The organism is Streptomyces showdoensis, from assembly GCF_039535475.1.
Lineage (GTDB): Bacteria > Actinomycetota > Actinomycetes > Streptomycetales > Streptomycetaceae > Streptomyces > Streptomyces showdoensis.
Window position 1 is genome coordinate 3,157,896 of sequence record NZ_BAAAXG010000026.1, and the last position, 17,482, is coordinate 3,175,377.

12 protein-coding genes and 1 pseudogene are annotated in these 17,482 nt (G+C 74.7%); 6 read left to right on the plus strand and 7 right to left on the minus strand.

Going from position 1 to position 17,482, the window contains the following annotated elements; translation table 11 throughout:
• Positions 1–13 precede the first annotated feature (13 nt).
• Positions 14–2,516 (minus strand): annotated as a pseudogene (locus tag ABD981_RS27245) (M14 family zinc carboxypeptidase).
• Between the two features lie 108 nt (positions 2,517–2,624).
• Between ABD981_RS27245 and ABD981_RS27250 the strand changes: the two are divergent.
• On the plus strand, positions 2,625–3,437 hold the full coding sequence (locus ABD981_RS27250) for an EI24 domain-containing protein (RefSeq protein WP_123955162.1): 813 nt from the start codon (positions 2,625–2,627) through the stop codon (positions 3,435–3,437).
• Positions 3,438–3,455: 18 nt separating this feature from the next.
• Here ABD981_RS27250 and ABD981_RS27255 read toward each other — a convergent pair whose 3' ends face one another.
• The gene (locus tag ABD981_RS27255; protein ID WP_046911606.1) at positions 3,456–4,415 is read right to left on the minus strand and encodes a LysR family transcriptional regulator; all 960 of its coding nucleotides are present in this window, start codon (positions 4,413–4,415) and stop codon (positions 3,456–3,458) included.
• 157 nt (positions 4,416–4,572) lie between these two features.
• On the opposite strand from ABD981_RS27255, the gene ABD981_RS27260 reads away from it, so the two are divergent.
• Complete coding sequence (locus tag ABD981_RS27260) at positions 4,573–6,762, plus strand: M4 family metallopeptidase (protein ID WP_240495466.1); 2,190 nt, start codon at positions 4,573–4,575, stop codon at positions 6,760–6,762.
• Between the two features lie 162 nt (positions 6,763–6,924).
• Here ABD981_RS27260 and ABD981_RS27265 read toward each other — a convergent pair whose 3' ends face one another.
• On the minus strand, positions 6,925–7,647 hold the full coding sequence (locus tag ABD981_RS27265; protein WP_046911618.1) for a carbon-nitrogen hydrolase family protein: 723 nt from the start codon (positions 7,645–7,647) through the stop codon (positions 6,925–6,927).
• 52 nt (positions 7,648–7,699) lie between these two features.
• Positions 7,700–8,656, minus strand: coding sequence for a LysR family transcriptional regulator (locus ABD981_RS27270; protein ID WP_046911607.1), 957 nt, complete (start codon positions 8,654–8,656; stop codon positions 7,700–7,702).
• Positions 8,657–8,705: 49 nt separating this feature from the next.
• Here ABD981_RS27270 and ABD981_RS27275 point away from each other — a divergent pair, with 49 nt between their 5' ends.
• Positions 8,706–9,548 (plus strand): NAD(P)-dependent oxidoreductase, encoded by an 843-nt coding sequence (locus ABD981_RS27275; RefSeq protein WP_123955159.1) that lies wholly within the window; start codon positions 8,706–8,708, stop codon positions 9,546–9,548.
• On the opposite strand, the gene ABD981_RS27280 is transcribed toward ABD981_RS27275, so the two are convergent.
• Positions 9,549–10,781 (minus strand): pyroglutamyl-peptidase I, encoded by a 1,233-nt coding sequence (locus ABD981_RS27280; protein ID WP_046911608.1) that lies wholly within the window; start codon positions 10,779–10,781, stop codon positions 9,549–9,551.
• A 142-nt stretch (positions 10,782–10,923) separates the two neighbouring features.
• Positions 10,924–11,502 (minus strand): TetR/AcrR family transcriptional regulator, encoded by a 579-nt coding sequence (locus tag ABD981_RS27285; RefSeq protein WP_046911609.1) that lies wholly within the window; start codon positions 11,500–11,502, stop codon positions 10,924–10,926.
• Between the two features lie 140 nt (positions 11,503–11,642).
• Here ABD981_RS27285 and ABD981_RS27290 point away from each other — a divergent pair, with 140 nt between their 5' ends.
• The gene (locus tag ABD981_RS27290) at positions 11,643–14,114 is read left to right on the plus strand and encodes a beta-glucosidase family protein (protein WP_046911610.1); all 2,472 of its coding nucleotides are present in this window, start codon (positions 11,643–11,645) and stop codon (positions 14,112–14,114) included.
• Positions 14,115–14,188: 74 nt separating this feature from the next.
• On the opposite strand, the gene ABD981_RS27295 is transcribed toward ABD981_RS27290, so the two are convergent.
• Positions 14,189–15,082, minus strand: a complete 894-nt coding sequence (locus ABD981_RS27295) for an SGNH/GDSL hydrolase family protein (RefSeq protein ID WP_046911611.1) — start codon at positions 15,080–15,082, stop codon at positions 14,189–14,191.
• Between the two features lie 257 nt (positions 15,083–15,339).
• Here ABD981_RS27295 and ABD981_RS27300 point away from each other — a divergent pair, with 257 nt between their 5' ends.
• Both ABD981_RS27300 and ABD981_RS27305 read left to right on the plus strand, forming a co-directional pair.
• The gene (locus ABD981_RS27300; RefSeq protein WP_046911612.1) at positions 15,340–15,834 is read left to right on the plus strand and encodes a DUF3145 domain-containing protein; all 495 of its coding nucleotides are present in this window, start codon (positions 15,340–15,342) and stop codon (positions 15,832–15,834) included.
• Between the two features lie 51 nt (positions 15,835–15,885).
• Positions 15,886–17,466: an outer membrane protein assembly factor BamB family protein gene (locus ABD981_RS27305; RefSeq protein WP_345530392.1), complete on the plus strand. Its 1,581-nt coding sequence runs from the start codon at positions 15,886–15,888 to the stop codon at positions 17,464–17,466.
• Positions 17,467–17,482: the final 16 nt, after the last annotated feature.

Below are 17,482 nucleotides of genomic sequence, written 5' to 3' on the forward strand. Positions count from 1 at the left end.
CCCGCGCGCCGCGTCAGCGGGCCAGCAGAGCCCGTCCCACCAGGGCGAACGAGCCCTTCGGGTGGTCACGGAACAGCGGCTCGGTGCCGATCAGCACCACCGGCGCGCCGTACCCGGCCCGGCCGCTGACCACCGCGGCCCGCCCGGCCGCGTCCGCCGGACCGCCCCGGCCGTCCGCCCCGGCCCGCCAGTGCCCCGAGACCAGCGGCGCGACCGGCGCGTACGACAGGTCCGTCCGCACCCCCGCCCCGAGCCCGGTGAACCACAGCGGCGCGTAGACGAAGGCGTGCCCCGGGGCGCCCGAGGTCAGCGGGGAGCCCGCGCCGCGGACCGCCACCACTCCGTTCGCGTCCGCGTTGCCCGCGACGGCCGTGGCCGCCAGCAGCCCCGCCGCCGCGTTGAACGCGGCCCCGTCCGCCCCGACGGCGACCACGCCCGCCCGGCTCGCCCGCAGCGCCGCCCGCGCCGCCGGGGACAGCTCCGCCCAGTCCAGCCCGCGCGACACGTACAGCACGTCCCCGGCCGCCCAGCGGAAGCCCGCGTTCAGGCGCTCCGCCGAGACCGGCACCACCGCGAAGCCCATCTCCCGCAGCGCGAACAGCTCGCCCGCCGACGCCGAGGCCACCACCCGGGTCCGCGCCAGCGGCGCCGCGCCCCGCTCCTTCGTGGCCCGGAACACCACCCCGTACCGCTCCGCGAGCTCCCGGGCGGCCTTGCGCGCCGAACCCGGCACGACCGCCGCCCCGCCCGCCGTCCGGCGCACCGCGACCCCCCCGTGCCAGCAGCGCGTTCACCGCCACCAGCTCCTTGGGGTCGTCCAGCCGCAGCAGCAGGTCCCCGTGCGGTGCCACGGAACCGGTCGGCGCCGCCGCGTGCACCGTGCGCACCACGGCCGGCACCGGGCCGCGCTCCACCCTGCGCACCGTCGCGCCCCACAGCAGCCCGAGGCTCCACCCGGAGATGTCGTACATCGTCGACACGTCCGCGCTGATGTCCCGGCCGTCCGCCAGGATCACGTTGGCGATGCCCCGCTTGGGCTGGCGCAGGTCCACCACGTACGAGCCGTCCTTCGCCCGCCCGACCCGCACGTCGTTGGCGACCAGGTGGTCCACCAGCCGCGCCGCCGCGACCGCCGACCGCTGGGACCGGCCGGCCGGGATCACGTACGCCCGCGGGAACGTGGTCGTGTAGACGTCCTCCGGGCCGATCCCCGGCACCCCGGGCACGGTCTTCTCCGACACCGGGCGCTGCGGCTCGCCCGCCGCGGCCCGCCGGAAGGTCTCGATCTGGTCCGCGAGCACCGAGGCCCGGTGCGCGTCCGTGTAGTCCAGGGCGGCCCGCATCGCCGCGCCCGCGACGGCCACGTTGATCGCCGAGCGGCGGCGCAGCTCCGTCACCGGCAGCGTGTCGTACTCCTCGTTGTTCACCGCCATGGGGAACTCGATGGTGTGCGCGGCCACCGCGCCCTGGAACGGCATGTACTGCGGGGTGAAGATCGGCGGCCAGTCGTCCCAGCCCTCCGGCATGTCCCGGAACGGGATGACCGCGGGCTCCACGCCGTCCTTCGCCGGGGTGTAGCCGAGGCCGTTGACGGCCTTCTCCATGCCGAGCGCGTTGGCGTAGGAGTTCTTCAGGAACAGGTCGTACTCGTAGTTCTCGCCGTGCGGAGGGGTGGTCGGCTCGATCAGGGTGCCGTTGACGTAGCCGTGCAGGTCCAGCATCACGGCCGGCTGCTTGTCGATGGCGATCCGCCGGATCGCCCGCGCCTCCGGCTGGGAGGCGGTCACGAAGTCGCGGTTGAGGTCGAAGCCGTCGGCGTTGGCGCGGGTGCCGGCGATCCGCCCGTCCGGATTGGCCGTCACGTTGAGGTAGATCCGGGTGTGCGCGAGCAGCCCGGCGGTCTTGCGGTCGGTGGCGCGGGCCAGCTCCTCGATGAGCTTCAGGGCCGCGTCCGTGCCCTCCCACTCGTTGCCGTGGATGTTGTTGTTGATGAACACCGGCGTCTTGTACGCGGCCTTGATCCGGGGGTCCTTCGCCGCCGCGGCGGGCGCGTTCTCGATCCGCTCGCGCATCCGCTCCTGCTCGCGGGCCTGCGACGCGGACTCCGGCGCGGTGACGGTCACCAGGTACAGCTCGTGCCCGCCGGCCGAGCGCCCGGCGACCTCGACGCTCACCCGGTCGCCCACCCGCTGCAGGGCGTTGAGCCGCGGAGCGAGCGCGTGGTACGGGGCGAGCCCCAGCTTCAGCGACCTGTCGGCCGGGTCCACCGGCGGCACGGTCAGGGCCGTGCGGCGCGGATAGCCGGCGTCCGCGCGCAGGGCGGCGACCGGTTCCGCGGCGACGGGTGCCCGCGGCAGCCGCGCCGCCGCGGACTCCGGCCCGCCGTCCTCCCGTACGGGAAGGGGCCTCGGCCCCGGCGGGCCCGGCGGCGCCGCGCTCGCCGGGAGCGAGGTGAGGACCAGCGCTCCGAGCGCGGCGCAGGTCGTGGCGATCAGGACGGAACGGGGTCGTGCCATGCGTGCGAACCTCCGTGACTGGGCCCGGTGATCATTACGGAGGGGTCTACCGTCTCAACTCGGGAACAACAAGAGGGCCTCGGGCCGACCGCCGTTAGGGTGATCACCATGCGCGATTTCGGGGCGGGATTCGGTTACCTGCTGCAAGGTCAGAAGTGGGTCGGCCGGCACGGGCGGTGGTTCGGGTTCGGGCTGCTGCCGGGGCTCGTGACCTTCGTCCTCTACGTGGGGGCGCTCGTCGGCCTCTTCTACGGGGCCGACGACCTGACGGCCTGGGCCACCCCCTTCGCCGACGACTGGGGCTCGCCGTGGCAGGGCGTGTTCCGGGGCACGCTGACCTTCCTGGTCTTCGCGCTCGGGCTCTTCCTCGCGGTGATCACCTTCACCGCCGTCACGCTCCTGGTCGGCCAGCCCTTCTACGAGTCGCTGTCCGAGGAGGTCGACCGCAGCCAGGGCGGCGACGCGCCCGAGTCCGGGCTGCCGCTCTGGAAGGACCTGTGGATCTCGGCCCGCGACAGCCTGCGGGTGCTGGCCCGGGTGGCGCTCTACGGCGTCCTGCTCTTCGCGGCCGGGTTCATCCCGGTGGTGGGCCAGACGGTCGTCCCCGCGATCGGCTTCTGCGTCTCCGGCTTCTTCCTCACCGAGGAGCTGACCGCGGTCGCGCTCCAGCGCCGCGGCGTCGAACTCAAGGAGCGGCTGGGCCTGTTGCGCCGCCGCCGGATGGCCGCCCTCGGCTTCGGCGTCCCCCTCACCCTCGCCTTCCTCGTCCCGTTCGTCGCCGTCCTGCTGATGCCGGGCGCGGTCGCCGGCGCCACCCTGATGGCCCGCGACCTGAACGGCGAGACGGCCGGCGACGACGAGGGCGACGGCGGCGAGGGCCGCGCGCACCGGCCCGCCGAAGGGGCCGCCTCCGGCGCCTGAGCGTGCCGCCGGCTCCCCTCAGTCCAGCACCGGGTGCAGCTCCGGGCGCGCCTCCCACCAGGCCTGGAGGAAGGCGTTGTTGGGGACGTTCGCCAGATACGCGAGGCCCGCCGCGCGGTACAGGAGCCCGGCCCGGCGCTCGGAGACCGCCGCCCGGTTCCAGGCGAGCCGGATGCGGCCCGTGATCGGGTCGCCGGCCAGCGGGCGCAGCACGGTGCCCTCGGCGGGCGGTGCCGTCGGCTGGCTCACGGAGATCGCGCGGCCGGCCGCGATCAGGTCGTAGTGCATCTTGCGGTCGGCGATCCGGTAGCGCAGCGTCGGGGTGAAGCCGGCCTTCTGGCAGGCCCCGACCAGCGCCTCCGGGCCGCCGTCGTCGTCCTCCACCATCGTCATCCAGGTCTCGCCCGCCAGGTCCGCGAGCTCCACCCGCTCCCGTGAGGCCAGCGGGTGGGAGGCGGACATCCGCACGCAGAACGGTTCCTTCGGGATCAGCGTGCGGGCCGCCGTGCCCTCGGGGAGCGGCACCTCGTGGTCGTTGCACTCCCCGTACACGATGGCGTCGTACTGCCCGGCGCCGAGCATCCGGCTGAGCGTCGTCACCGAGTGCTCGATGCTGACCGCGATCTCCTGCCCCTCCATCTCCCGGTCGAGGCGCCCGAGCAGGCCGTCCACCAGGACCAGCAGGATGCACCCGAGCCGCAGGGTCGGATGCGGCTCGGCGGCCCGGGCGCCGGCCGCGAGCGCGTCCATCTCGCCGAGCACCCGGCGTGCCTTGGACAGCACGAACTCGCCCAGCGGGGTGGGGTCCACCCCGTGCCGCCCGCGGACGAACAGCTCGCCGCCCGCGGCCCGTTCGATGCGCCGCAGCTGCGCGGAGAGCGCGGGCTGCGAGACGCCGAGGCGGACCGCCGCGCGCCCCAGACTGCCCGCTTCCGCTATCCGGCAGACGGCTTCGAGATGCCTCAACTCCAGCTGCATTTCAGCAGCGTACGCAGTGGATGCGGGCGGACGGCAGGGTTCGGCGGGGTCGGATCCATAACGCGCGTCTTATGACCGCTGTGATGTCCCGGACTTGCCATGTCCACGCACATACTCGGGCGTCCCACCGTCTCCCCCCACACTGATCGGAGCAGACGTGCACCCCAGCAGAATCTCGGCGGCCGTAGCGGCGCTCGCGCTGACGGCGAGCCTCGCGGGCACCCTCGCGGGCACCGCCACCGCCGTGACCCCGGCGCCGCAGCCCGTACCGCCCGGGCACGGCAAGTCCCTCGCGCTGGCCGCCGCCGACAAGGCCGCCGACAGCGGGCTCGACGGACTGCGCCACGGCGTGGACGAGGAACTCGTCCGTACCGCCGTCACCCCCTGGTCCGGTGGCCTGTACTACGCCACGTACCAGCGCACCTACAAGGGGATCCCGGTGGCCGGCGGCGACGCCGTCGTCCTCTCCGACAGCGCCGGCAAGGTCCGTGACGTCACCTCCGCGCCCGCCCCGGCCATCCGGCTCTCCACCAAGGCCACCGTGAGCTCCGCCGCCGCGCTCGCCACCGCCCGCGGCCAGCTCGCCTCGGTCGAGAGCGCGAGCACCCCCGAGCTGACCGTCCTCCTCAAGGGGAACAAGCCGGTCCTCACCTGGCACACCCTGGTCGTCGGCCGCACCGCCAAGGACCGGCCGAGCTCGCTCGACACCTACGTCGACGCCCGCACCGGCGCCGTCGCCCGCGCCACGGACAAGATCCTGCACGCCGACGGGCGCGGCTACCACAACGGCAACGTCACCATCGACACCGCCGCGAGCTCGATGACCGACCCGAACCGCTCCGGCTTCAAGTGCGGCGGCCAGAACGGCAGCGCCTACACCGGCTCCTCGCCCTGGGGCAACGGCACCGCCAACGACCTGGTGACCGCCTGCGTCGACATCATGTACGCGGCCCAGCGCGAGCACGACATGGTCAAGCAGTGGTTCGGCTACAACGGCCAGAACGGGCAGGGCGGCATGGTCCCGGCCCGCGCCGGTCTGACCGAGGTCAACGCCTACTACGACGGCACGAAGACCACGTACGGCCGCAACCAGAACGGCACGATGCAGCTCACCGGCATCGACGTGGTGGCCCACGAGTACGGCCACGAGATCTTCGACCGGACTCCGGGCGGCTCCGGCTCGTCCAACGAGAACGGCGGGATGAACGAGTCCACCGGGGACATATTCGGCGCTCTCACCGAGCACTTCGCCAACAACCCGAACGACACCCCCGACTACACGGTCGGCGAGAAGCTGAACTTCCTCGGCGACAACAAGCCGATCCGCTACATGTACAACCCCTCACTCGCCAACAACGACCCCAACTGCTACCCCCAGTTGAACTCGGGCACCGAGGTGCACGCGGCGGCCGGCCCGCAGAACCACTGGTTCTACCTGCTCGCCGAGGGCTCCAACCCGGGCGGCGGCAAGCCCTCCAGCCCCATCTGTTCCGGCGGCCCCTCCTCGGTGACCGGCATCGGCATCCAGAAGGCCGGCAAGATCTTCATGGGCGCCCTGCTCATGAAGACCTCCTCCTGGAACCACCTCGCCGCCCGCAAGGCGACCCTCTCCACCGCCAAGAACACCTACGGCAGCGCCGAGTGCAACGCGGTGAAGGCGGCCTGGAACGCGATCGGCGTCCCCGCCCAGTCCGGTGAGACCGACTGTGGCGGCACCACCACCCCGGACTTCTCGCTGGCCCTGAACCCGGCCTCCGGCTCGGTCCAGCCGGGCGCCTCGGTCACCGCCACGGTGAACACCAGCACCACCGGCGGCAGCGCGCAGTCCGTGCAGCTCTCCGCGAGCGGCGCCCCGAGCGGGGTCACCGTCTCCTTCAGCCCGTCCTCGGTGACCTCGGGCGGCTCCTCGACGATGACCGTGCAGGCCGCGGCCGGCACCGCCAACGGCACCTACCCGATCACCGTCACCGGCACCGGCTCGGTCACCCACACGGTGACCTACCAGCTGTCGGTCGGCAGCACCACGCCGCCCACCGGCTGCGACAACGCCGAGTACACGTACCAGGGCACCCTCGCCGCCGGCCAGGCCCAGGCCCAGCCGAACGGCTCGTACTACTACTCGGCCACCTCCGGCACCCACGTGGGCTGCCTGCGCGGCCCGGCCGGTGCCGACTTCGACCTGTACCTGCAGAAGTGGAACGGGTCGGCCTGGGCGGACGTCGCGGTCGGCGGCACGGAGAGCGCCGATGAGGACGTCACCTACAACGGCACCGCGGGCTACTACCGCTATGTGGTCCACGCCTACAGCGGCTCCGGCGCGTACACGCTGGGCCTGAGCGCCCCGTAAGGGGACGGGGCGCCGTCACGGACCGGGGGTTCCGCGGCGGTGCCCCGCGCCGGACGGCCGGTGACCACGATCACCGGCCGTCCGGTCTTTCCGTTCACCGGGTCCCGGACGTCTTCCCCGACGTCCGGACCTTCCCGTCTCCGGACGCCCGGTACCTCCCCGTCACCGGGCGTCCGGCACCTCCGCCAGCGCGTACCCCGGCTCCTCGCCGCCCGCGTCGGCGATCCGGCGCCCGTCCGGGGCCCAGGCCCCGGCGCGTCCGGCGCCGACGCCGTCCTCGTTGGCGCCGAGCACGTTGCCCAGGACCACGTGCAGGCCGAAGTCCCGGGCCCGCACCGGATAGACCTTCTCGAACGAGTCGTTGGCCGCGTCGAGCACCGAACTCGCCAGGTAGACCGCGCAGCCGTCGGCGGCCGCCCGCTCGGCCAGCTCCGGGAAGCGGTTGTCGTAGCAGGTGGCGGTCGCGAACCGGACGCCGTCCAGCGCGAAGCGCCCGTCGGCGGTGCCGGGCGCGAAGACCTCCGCCTCGATCCCGTACAGGTGCCGCTTGTCGTAGCGGGTCAGCAGGGAGCCGTCCGGGCCGATCACCAGCGTGGTGATGGCCGGGCGCCCCGAGTCGGTGCGCACGGGCCCGTTGACGACGGCCGCGGCCGACGCCTCCCGGCAGGCCTCCCGCAGCGGGTCGAGGCGCGGGTCGTCCTCGGTGAGCACCAGGCCCGGGGTGTCCCGGATCAGGCTCGGCTCGTAGCCGGTGAGGGCCAGCTCGGCGAAGACGACGACCCTGGCCCCCTCGGCCCCCGCGGCCCGGACGAGTCCGGCGGCGGTACGGACGTTGGCGGCGATGTCCCCGGCGACCGGGGCGAACTGGGTGGCTGCGACGATCATGGCCGCCATCATCCCGCCTCCCTCGGTAAGGAGCAACAGGCGGTTGAGGGTGTTAACCGTCGTGCTCGGCGGGCGCCGGCTCCGCCGCCCGCTCCGCCGCCCACTCGGCCGCCGGTTCCGCCGCCGTCGCACGCAGCAGCGCCAGGAAGGCGCTCGCCGCCGCCGTCGGGACCGCGGGGGTCGCCGCGCAGATCCGCCGCTGCGGTACGTCGTCCGGATGGATCGTCACCAGCGCCACGTCACGCCGCACCGAGGCCGCCGCCAGCGCCGGTACAAGGGTGATGCCGAGGCCCGCCGCGACCGCGCCCAGCTTCGCGATCCAGTCGTGGGCGATCAGGCCCGTGCGGGGCCGGAGCCCGGCGGCGACGGCGGGCCGGAACAGCGTGTCCTCCAGGCGCTCGTTGCCGACGATCCACTCCTCGTCGACCAGCTCCGCGAGCCGGACCGCCCGCCGGCCCGCGCACGGATGCCCGGCGGCCAGCGCCACCAGCATCGGTTCGTCCAAGAGGTGGTGGAGCGTCACCCCCTCGGGCGCCGCCCCGCCGGCGGCCGGGCTGACCACCGCCAGGTCCTCCTCTCCGGCCGCGACCAGCGCCAGGTGCTTGACCGAGGGCCCCTCGACCCGGGTCACCACGACCCCCGGGTGCCGCACCCGGAACACCGCCTGCGCCCGGGGGACCAGGGCGGCGCCCGCGCTGGAGAAGGCGCCGAGCCGCAGCAGCCCGCCGTCCAGGGTGCGCAGCGCCGCGAGTTCGGTGCGGGCGACGGCCAGCCGGTCCCGGACCGCCTCCGCGTGCGGCAGCAGCACCCGGCCTGCCTCGCTGAGCCGCACCCCGCGCGGCAGCCGCTCGAAGAGGGCGGCGCCCGTCTCGTCCTCCAGGGCCTGGATCTGGCGGGAGACGGCGGACTGGGTGTAGCCGAGGGCGCGGGCGGCTGCGGTGAAGGAGCCGTGCTCGGCGACGGCGAGGAAGATCTCGTACAAGCCATGAGGAGAGGGCATGGCAGCCATGCTAGACATTCGCTTGTCGCATGGGATGGGCCCGCCTAGCGTCGAGGCCATGAACACCACGGACACCACGCACGGTACGGACACCCCGCACGGCACGCCCGCCGCCCGCCGCGGGATCGCCTTCCTCGGCCTCGGCTCCATGGGCCTGCCCATGGCCCGCCGCCTCCTCGACGCCGGTCACCCGCTGACCGTCTGGAACCGCACCGCCGCCAAGGCCGACGGGCTCGTCGCCGCCGGGGCCGTGCGCGCCACCGGGCCCGCCGAGGCGGTGGCGGACGCCGACGTCGTCGTCACCATGCTGGCCGACCCGGCCGCCGCGCTCGCCGTCGCCGACGCGATGATCCCGGCCCTGCGCCCCGGCACGCACTGGATCGACACCTCGACCGTCGGCCCCGACACCGTGCGCGCCCTCGCCGCGCGGCTGCCCGAGGGCGTCACCCTGATCGACGCGCCGGTCATGGGCAGCGTCGACCGGGCCGCGACGGGCGAGCTGCTCGTCCTCGCGGGCGGCGACACCGGGCCCGTCGCGGAGGTCCTGGAGCTGCTCGGCTCCGTCACGGCCTGCGGCGGCCCGGGTACCGGGGCCGCCCTCAAGCTGGTGCTCATCAACGCGGCCATCGGCGGGGTCGCCCTGGTCGCCGAGTCGCTGACCCTCGCCGACGCGCTGGGCCTGCCCCGCGAACTCGCCCTGCGCACCCTCGCCGCGGGCCCCCTCGCGGGCGCCGTCGGCCGGGCCACGGCGACCGGCTCGCACTTCCCGGTCGCCCTCGCCGCGAAGGACGTGGACCTGGCGACCCGGGCGGCCGAGCTGCCCGTCCTCGCGGCCGTGCACGCCGCCCTGACCCGCGACCCGGCCCTCGCGGGCGAGGACCTGGCCGCGCTCGCCCGCTGATCAGGAGCCGGCGGCCACCGCCACGACGGCCCGCACCTGGGCGATGATGTCCAGCCGGTTGCGCACGAACTCCGGATCGGTGACCGTGCCCGTCGCCGGGTCCGCGTTGTCGGCGCCGAACTGGAGCACCGGGGTGTGCACATGGCCGCCGGGCAGCCGGGTCAGGCCGAGCCGGTCGCGCAGCAGGGTGGCCCGGTAGGCGATCTCGTTGGAGAGGTAGTTCCCGCCGCCGCCCGCCCGGGCCAGCGAGCCCGGCGTCGGCCCGGCGGGGCGGACCACGGGGGTGTCCGTCCCGGCGGGGAGCTCGGTCACCGAGGTGTTGTCGTACACGGGGAAGCGTCCGGTGGCGGCCGCCGTGATCGCCGCGTACGGGAGGGTCGTCGACGTCCACTGGGGCTGCGCCGCGGGACCGTCCGCCGGGTCGGGCGGCACGGGCACCGTCCCGGTCCTGGACAGGTTCTCGTTGTCCGGGAAGCCGCCGCGCCAGGCGCCGTTGGTGCGCTCGATGTCGAAGCGGCCGGGGCGGCCCTGGCTCACCGTGGTGAACAGGTCGACCTCCGGCAGGTGCGGGCGCAGCGTCCGCTCGACCGTGCCGTCCGCGAAGTCCTCCCAGCGGACCGGGAAGACGGCCGTCTCGACCCGGGCGAGGGAGCCGTCGGCGGTGCGCAGCCAGGTGCCGTCCAGGGCGAGCGCGGTGGCCCCGGAGGGGTTGCTGATCCGCACGTCCCGGTCGAGGGTGAAGGGGTCGAAGCCGGTCAGCAGGATCCGCTTGACGCCCCTGCCCGCCGGGTAGCGGATCGAGTCCTGGCCGCGGGAGGAGCGCTCCAGCCGGTCCAGGAGCCGGGCCCGGCCCTCCTCGGTGACCCCGAACCGGGGCTGCCAGCCGCGCAGTTCGCGGGTGAGCGCGAGCCGCGCCCAGTACAGCGGCCGGTCGTCGTCCCGGGAGAGGTCTCCGCGCAGCGGTCCGCGCCCCTGCGCCCGGTCGACCGCCTGCCGCCACAGCCCCGATCCGTACCGCACGACGGTCCGCTCGGCCTGCCGGATCGTGCGGGCGTGCGCGAGCGCGTCGGCGAACTCCGGCGCCAGGCCGTCGAATCCGCCGCGCCGCAGGATCTCCTGGGGTGCGGCCCGGTCGAGTCTGGCCTCCTCCACGGTGACGGCCGGCGCCTGCGCCGCGTGGGCGGGCGGGGCCCCCACGGCGAGCGAGGCGGCGGTGAGGGCGAGGGCGAGCATGCTGCGTATCGGGGGCACGAAGGTCCTTCCGTACGGCGGTGACGGGCCGGCGGAAGTATCCCGTCCCGTCCGTCGCTCCCGCTACGGAGTCCTCGGCCAACCATCGGTCCGGTAAAGCCCGTTGGGCCGCCCCGTGGGGACCTCAGGCCGATCGCTTCGAGTCCTCCCTGAGCAGCGCCAGGAAGTCCCGGAAGGACGCCCCCATGTCCACCGCGTCCGGGTCCAGCAGCCACTGGTACTGCAGCCCGTCCATGACCGCCGTGAGCAGCGGCGCCACCCGCTCCGGGGTGAGGCCGCCGGGGAGCTCGTCGCCGAACTCGGCGCGCAGGACCTCGGCCATGTTCTCCCGCACCTGGGTGTAGCGCTCGGTGAAGAAGGCCCGCGCCGGGTGGTCCTCGGTGACGCTCTCGCCGAGCAGGGCGGAGAAGGTCTGCACGATGCCGGGGCGCATCGCGTTGTACTCCACCAGCGACTCCATGAGGTCCAGCCGCCAGCGCTCGCGGTCCCGGCCGCCGCTGGTGTCCCAGCGGTCGCGCTCCTCCAGGACGGCGACGAGCAGCGCCTCCTTGGTCGGGAAGTAGTGCAGCAGCCCCTGCTGGGTGAGCCCGACCCGCTCGGCGACCGCGCCGAGGGAGGCGCCCCGGTAGCCGCGCTCGGCGATCACCTCGAGGGCGGCGCGGACGATCTCCGCCCGCCGCTCCTCGCTCCTGGCCCGCGCCATCCCCGCGTCCCCCTTCCGAAGGTCCTCGTCAGGAGGACCGTACGGCATGCCGTTGATAACTAAATCGTAACGTAACCTACCGATCTACAGGTAGGCGAGTCATCATGGCCGCACCAGCACTTCAACGAGGAGGTACGGCCGTGCCGGAGACGAACGCGACGGACCCGACGGACGCCACGAGCCCCACGAGCGCGGACGCCGTGCGCGAGGCGGCCGTCGAGGCGGCCCTGGCCAAGCTCGACCTGGACACCAAGGCCCGGCTGCTCGCCGGCCAGGACATGTGGTCGCTGCCGGCCCTGCCCGAGATCGGTCTGGCCTCCCTGGTCATGTCCGACGGCCCGATCGGCGTCCGCGGCGTCCGCTGGACCGCCGACGACCCGTCCGTCGCCCTGCCCTCGCCGACCGCCCTCGCCGCCACCTGGGACCCGGAGCTCGCCCGCCGGGCCGGCCGGCTTCTCGCCCAGGAGGCCCGCCGCAAGGGCGTCCACGTCCTCCTCGCCCCCACCGTCAACCTGCACCGCACGCCGCTGGGCGGCCGGCACTTCGAGGCCTACAGCGAGGACCCGTACCTCACCGGCGCCATCGGCACCGGCTACGTCCGGGGCGTCCAGGACGGCGGCGTCGGCACCACCGTCAAGCACTACGTCGGCAACGACGCGGAGACCGACCGCTTCACCGTCGACAGCAGGATCGCCCCGCGCCCGCTCCGCGAGCTCTACCTCGCGCCCTTCGAGGCCATCGTCAGGAACGCCCACCCCTGGGGCATCATGACCGCCTACAACCGGGTCAACGGCACGACCATGACCGAGCACCGGTACCTCGTCAACGAGGTCCTGCGCGGCGAATGGGGCTTCGACGGCTACAACGTCTCCGACTGGATGGCCGCCCGCGACACCAAGGGCGACATCGAGGGCGGCATGGACGTCGCCATGCCCGGCCCGCACACCGTGTACGGCGCGGCGCTCGCCGCCGCCGTCCGCACCGGCGACGTCGAGGAGTCCGCCGTCGACGCCGCCGTCCGCAACGTGCTGCGGCTCGCCGCCCGCGTCGGCGCCCTCGAAGGCGCCCCGCCGGTCGTCGCCGAGCCGCCCGCCGCGATCGACGGCGACGCCCTCGCCCGCGAGGTCGCCCGCCGCGGCTTCGTCCTCGTCCGCAACGAGGACGGCGCCCTGCCGCTCCGGCCCGGCAGCGTCGCCCTCTCCGGCGCCGCCGCCCGCGACGCCCGCGTCCTCGGCGGCGGCTCCGCCCAGGTCTTCCCCGCCCACACCGTCTCCCCGCTCGACGGCCTCGCCGCCGCGCTGCCCGAGGGCGCGCTCACCTTCCACGTCGGCGCCGACCCCAGCGAGGAGCTCGCCCCCGCCGACCAGGGCTTCACCCTCCGCGCGGTCTGCCGCGACGCCGACGGCACCGTCCTCGGCGAGGGCACCCTCCCCAACGGCCAGGTCCAGTGGATCGGCGACGACCTCCCGGCCGGCGTCACCCACGAGGCCCTCGCCTCCATCGAGGTCATCGGCAGCTTCACGCCCCGCGAGACCGGCGAGCACTCCTTCGGCACCCGCGGCCTCGGCGCCTTCGCGCTCGCCGTCGCCGGCGAGACGCTGTTCGAAGGCGTCCAGGCGATGGGCCCCGAGACCGACCCCTTCGAGGCGTTCTTCGGCTCGCCCGTCGAGCGCGGCCGGGTCGCCCTCACCGCCGGCGAGACCGTCGAGGTCTCCCTGCTGCACACCCTGGACAAGGAGTTCGCGGCCCCGCTCCCGGCCGTCATGTTCTCCTTCGTCCACCTCGGTCCGCGCCGTGACCCCGACGAACTGATCGCCGAAGCCGTCGAGGCCGCCCGCGCCGCCGACACCGCCGTCGTGGTCGTCGCCACCACCGAGCGCGTCGAGTCCGAGGGCTTCGACCGCAAGGACCTCGCCCTGCCCGGACGCCAGGACGACCTCGTCCGGGCCGTCGCCGCCGCCAACCCGAACACCGTGGTCGTCGTCAACGCCGGCTCCCCGGTCGAGATGCCCTGGCGCGAGGAGGTCGCCGCCGTCCTGCTCAGCTGGTTCCCCGGCCAGGAGGGCGGCGCCGCGCTCGCCGACGTCCTCACCGGCGCCGAGGAGCCCGGCGGCCGGCTCCCCACCACCTGGCCCGTCGCCCTCGCCGACGTGCCCGTCACCGAGGTCACCCCGACCGACGGCGAACTCCACTACGACGAGGGCGTGTTCATCGGGTACCGCGCCTGGGACAAGGCCGGCGCCGACCCCGCGTACGCCTTCGGCCACGGCCTCGGCTACACCACCTGGACCTACGACTCCCTCGTCGTCACCCCGGACAGCGCCACCGTGCGCGTCACCAACACCGGTGCGCGCCCCGGCCGCGAGACCGTCCAGATCTACCTCGCGCCCGTCACCGATTCCGTCGAGCGCCCGGCCCGCTGGCTGGCCGCCTTCGCGAGCGTCGAGGCCGGCGCGGGCGAGACCGTCGAGGCGACCGTCGAACTGCCCCGCCGCGCCTTCGAGATCTGGGACGAGGAGAAGAACGCCTGGACCCTCGTCACCGGCGGCTACCAGGTGCTCGCCGCGCACTCGCTGGCCGACGCGCGCCTGACCGCGACCCTGGAGCTCTGAGCTCCGCGGTCCCACGGACCGGCCCCGGGGCGGAACCCGACTCCCGCCCCGGGGCCCGCGCGTCCCTCCGGGAACTACGCCGCGCTGATCCGCCGGTACGCGATCTCCGCCAGCCGCGCCTGGCCGTCCCGGCTCGGGTGGAACCAGTCCCACGGGCTCAGCTGCCCGTCCTCGAAGCGGAAGCCGAAGACCGCCCCGCCGTCGTAGCGGCAGCGCACGTCCTTCGCGCACACCTCCTGGAGCACCCGGTTGTAGGCCACCACCCGGTCCCGCACCCGGTTCCTGCGCTCCTCGGCCGCCGGGCCCAGGTCCTCCGGGTCCGCCAGCATCGACCCGCACACCCCCAGGCCCCACACCTGACGGCCCATCGGGCTGACCCGCCCGGTCGCCCACAGCCGCTTCAGGTCCGGCAGGCTCGACACGTACACCTGCGCCTTCGGCGCCCCGGCCCGCAGTCGGGCGAGCGCCGTCGTGAACGAGGCGCGGAACTCCCCGACCGGGGTCATCAGCTCGGGCCGCGCCCGGCAGGCGTCGTTCGCGCCCATCATGACCGTGACCAGCTCGGGGCGTTCGGCCGCCGCCGCGGCCATCTGCTCCGGCAGCTCCGCCATCCGCGCCCCGGTCCGCGCCAGGTTCCAGCTCCGCCCCGCCACGCCCTTCGGCCCGAGCAGCCGCAGGGCCAGGCTGTTGACGCCCGCGTCCGTGCCGGTCGCCCAGGACACCTCGGGGCAGTCCGCCAGGACCGCGCAGGCGTCGAAGGCGCGGGTGATCGAGTCGCCGACGGCGGCCACGGAGCCGGGGGAGGGGTCCCACAGGGGCGTCGGCTTCGGGCTGGGCTTCGGCTTCGGCGCCGTGGCCGCCGGGCCCGCCGCGTCGCCCGGGCCGTCCGCCGAGCAGCCCGGCAGCACCGCGCCGCACAGCAGCGCGACCGCGGCGGCGGTGGTACGGAATCGACGTCGCCCGCGCATCCCGGGGCCCCTCCTCGGCGTCCTGGCGGGTGAAAGCTTCGTGTCCACCCGCCCCTGAGCGACCGTACGTCACCCCGATGTGGGTGAGGCACGGTAGCTTTTCCCCCGTCGAACCAGAGGCGCCTCGGCCGATCGGGTCCGGTAAATTACATCACGTCACATGCTGTCCCCTTTTTGGGGGTTTGCGAAGATCTACTCCTGATGTGTTTACTGAGGCCGCTGGGCAAGGCGAACCTCGTCCCACACTGGAGGTCCCGGTGACGACACGTGGAGTCCTGTACGTACACTCCGCACCGCGCGCGCTCTGCCCGCACGTCGAATGGGCGGTCGCGGGTGTCCTCGGTGCGAGGGTCCAGCTCGACTGGATCCGCCAGCCGGCGTCCCCCGGCACCTGGAGAGCCGAGCTCTCCTGGAAGGGGCGGACCGGCACCGCCTCCGAACTCGCCTCCGCCCTGCGCGGCTGGCAGATGCTCCGCTTCGAGGTCACCGCGGAGCCCTGCCCCACCGCCGAGGGCGAGCGCTACAGCGCCACCCCCGCGCTGGGCATCTTCCACGCGGTCACCGGCATCCACGGCGACATCCTGGTCCCCGAGGACCGCCTGCGCGCCGCCCTGGCCCGCGCGGCCCAGGGCGAGACGGTGCTCGAGGCGGAGATCGCCAAGCTGCTCGGCAAGCCCTGGGACGACGAGCTGGAACCCTTCCGCTACGCGGGCGAGGGCGCTCCCGTGCGCTGGCTGCACCAGGTGGTCTAGATTCCCCGCCGGGACCCGCAGGGGCGGGTCCCGCGATGTGGGGGGTAAGCGATGCGTGGACGTACGGCGGCCTCGACGGCCGCCGTTCTGCTGTCCGGGGCCGCCTTCGGCGCCGCGGCGGTGCTGCTCGGCGGCTTCGTCGTCCGGGGCCTCGGCGAGATGAGCTACGAGTGCGAGGGCTCCTGGCCCGAGGGCGTCACCGTCTGGTGGTGGCTGCTCGCCGGGGCGGGGCTGCTCGCGGTGGGAGGGCTCGGCTACGCCCTCGGCCGGCACGCCCCGACGGCCGTGGAGGAGGAGCCCCGCGACGCGGTCCCCGAGGGCGCCAAGGCCTGGGGGCCCACCGGGGAGGAGTCCCGGGTGCGGGCCGCCGTCCTGAACAAGCACGACCGGCCGGCCGCCGCCGAGCCGGAACCGGCCGCGCTCGGCACGGCCGGGCGCGCCGCCCTCGCCGTCGGCGTCTGCCTCGGCCTGCTGGCCGGGGCGTGGGGCGTGTGGCCGGCCGGCGAGGAGGGGGCCGCCGAGGCGGGGCGGCCGCAGGCGAAGCCGCCCGCGCGGCCGGCCCTGGCCTGGCGGGTGCCGGTGGCCGGCGCGGACCGGCGGCCCGGGGCCTGGGGGCTCGGCGACGTCGTGGTCGACGGACGGATCGACGGGCTGTACGCGTACGGCGCCCGCGACGGAAAGGCGCGCTGGAACGTTTCCGCGCCGGCGCGGGAGGCCGTCTGCGCGATGAGCCCGCGCGTCGGGCGGAACATCGGGCTCATCGCGTACGGACGCGACGGGAAGCCCTGCGCGACGCTCCTCGCCGTCCACACCACCACGGGCGAGGTCCTGTGGCGCGAGCCCGTCGGCGGTGCCGGTGTGGGCGGGGTCGCCGTCGCGGACACCACCACCGTCGCCGTCGAGGACCGCGCCGTCCGGGGCCGCTCGGCCGAGAGCGGCGAGCAGCGCTGGCAGCGGGCCCTCGGCCGGGAGTGCGAGGTCCGGGCCCTGGACGCGGACGGGGACCGCACGCTCCTCGTCGAACAGTGCGGCGAGGGTGCGCGGTTGCTCGCGCTGGACACGGCCACCGGCAAGGAGCGGTGGAACCGCGCGCTGCCCGTCGAGTCCGCCGTCCGGGCCCGGGTCGTGTCGGTGACCCCCGCGGTCATCGCCCTCGACGAACGCGACAAGCGCGGCTCCCACGCCCTGCTCGGATTCGACGCCACCGGCACGCCCAAGGCCACCGTGCCCCTCACGGGCGCGGACGGGACCGTGACCGCCTTCGACGACGAACGCCCGCTGGTCTTCGGGGACCTGCTCGTCACCCGCGTGGAGCGCAGTTCGTCCGTGGCCACGTCGGTGGTCGCGTACTCCCTGAAGGACGGCCGGAAGGTCTGGCAGCACAGGACCGACGCGGGCATGTTCGAGTCCCTGGCCCGCCAGCCCGACGGCACCGTCGCCGTGCTCGTCCGCGGCCGGCTCCAGGTGCTCCTGCTGGACCCCGCCACGGGAAGGGTCCGCGGGGAACGCACCCCCAGGACCGAGGAGCAGCCCCTGTCGATCTACCCCGAGCTCATCCCGGTCCCCGGCGGCCACGTCGTCGTCAACCACATCACGATGAACGGCGAACCGGGCCTGTTCGCGATCCGCTGACCCCCGGGAACGACGG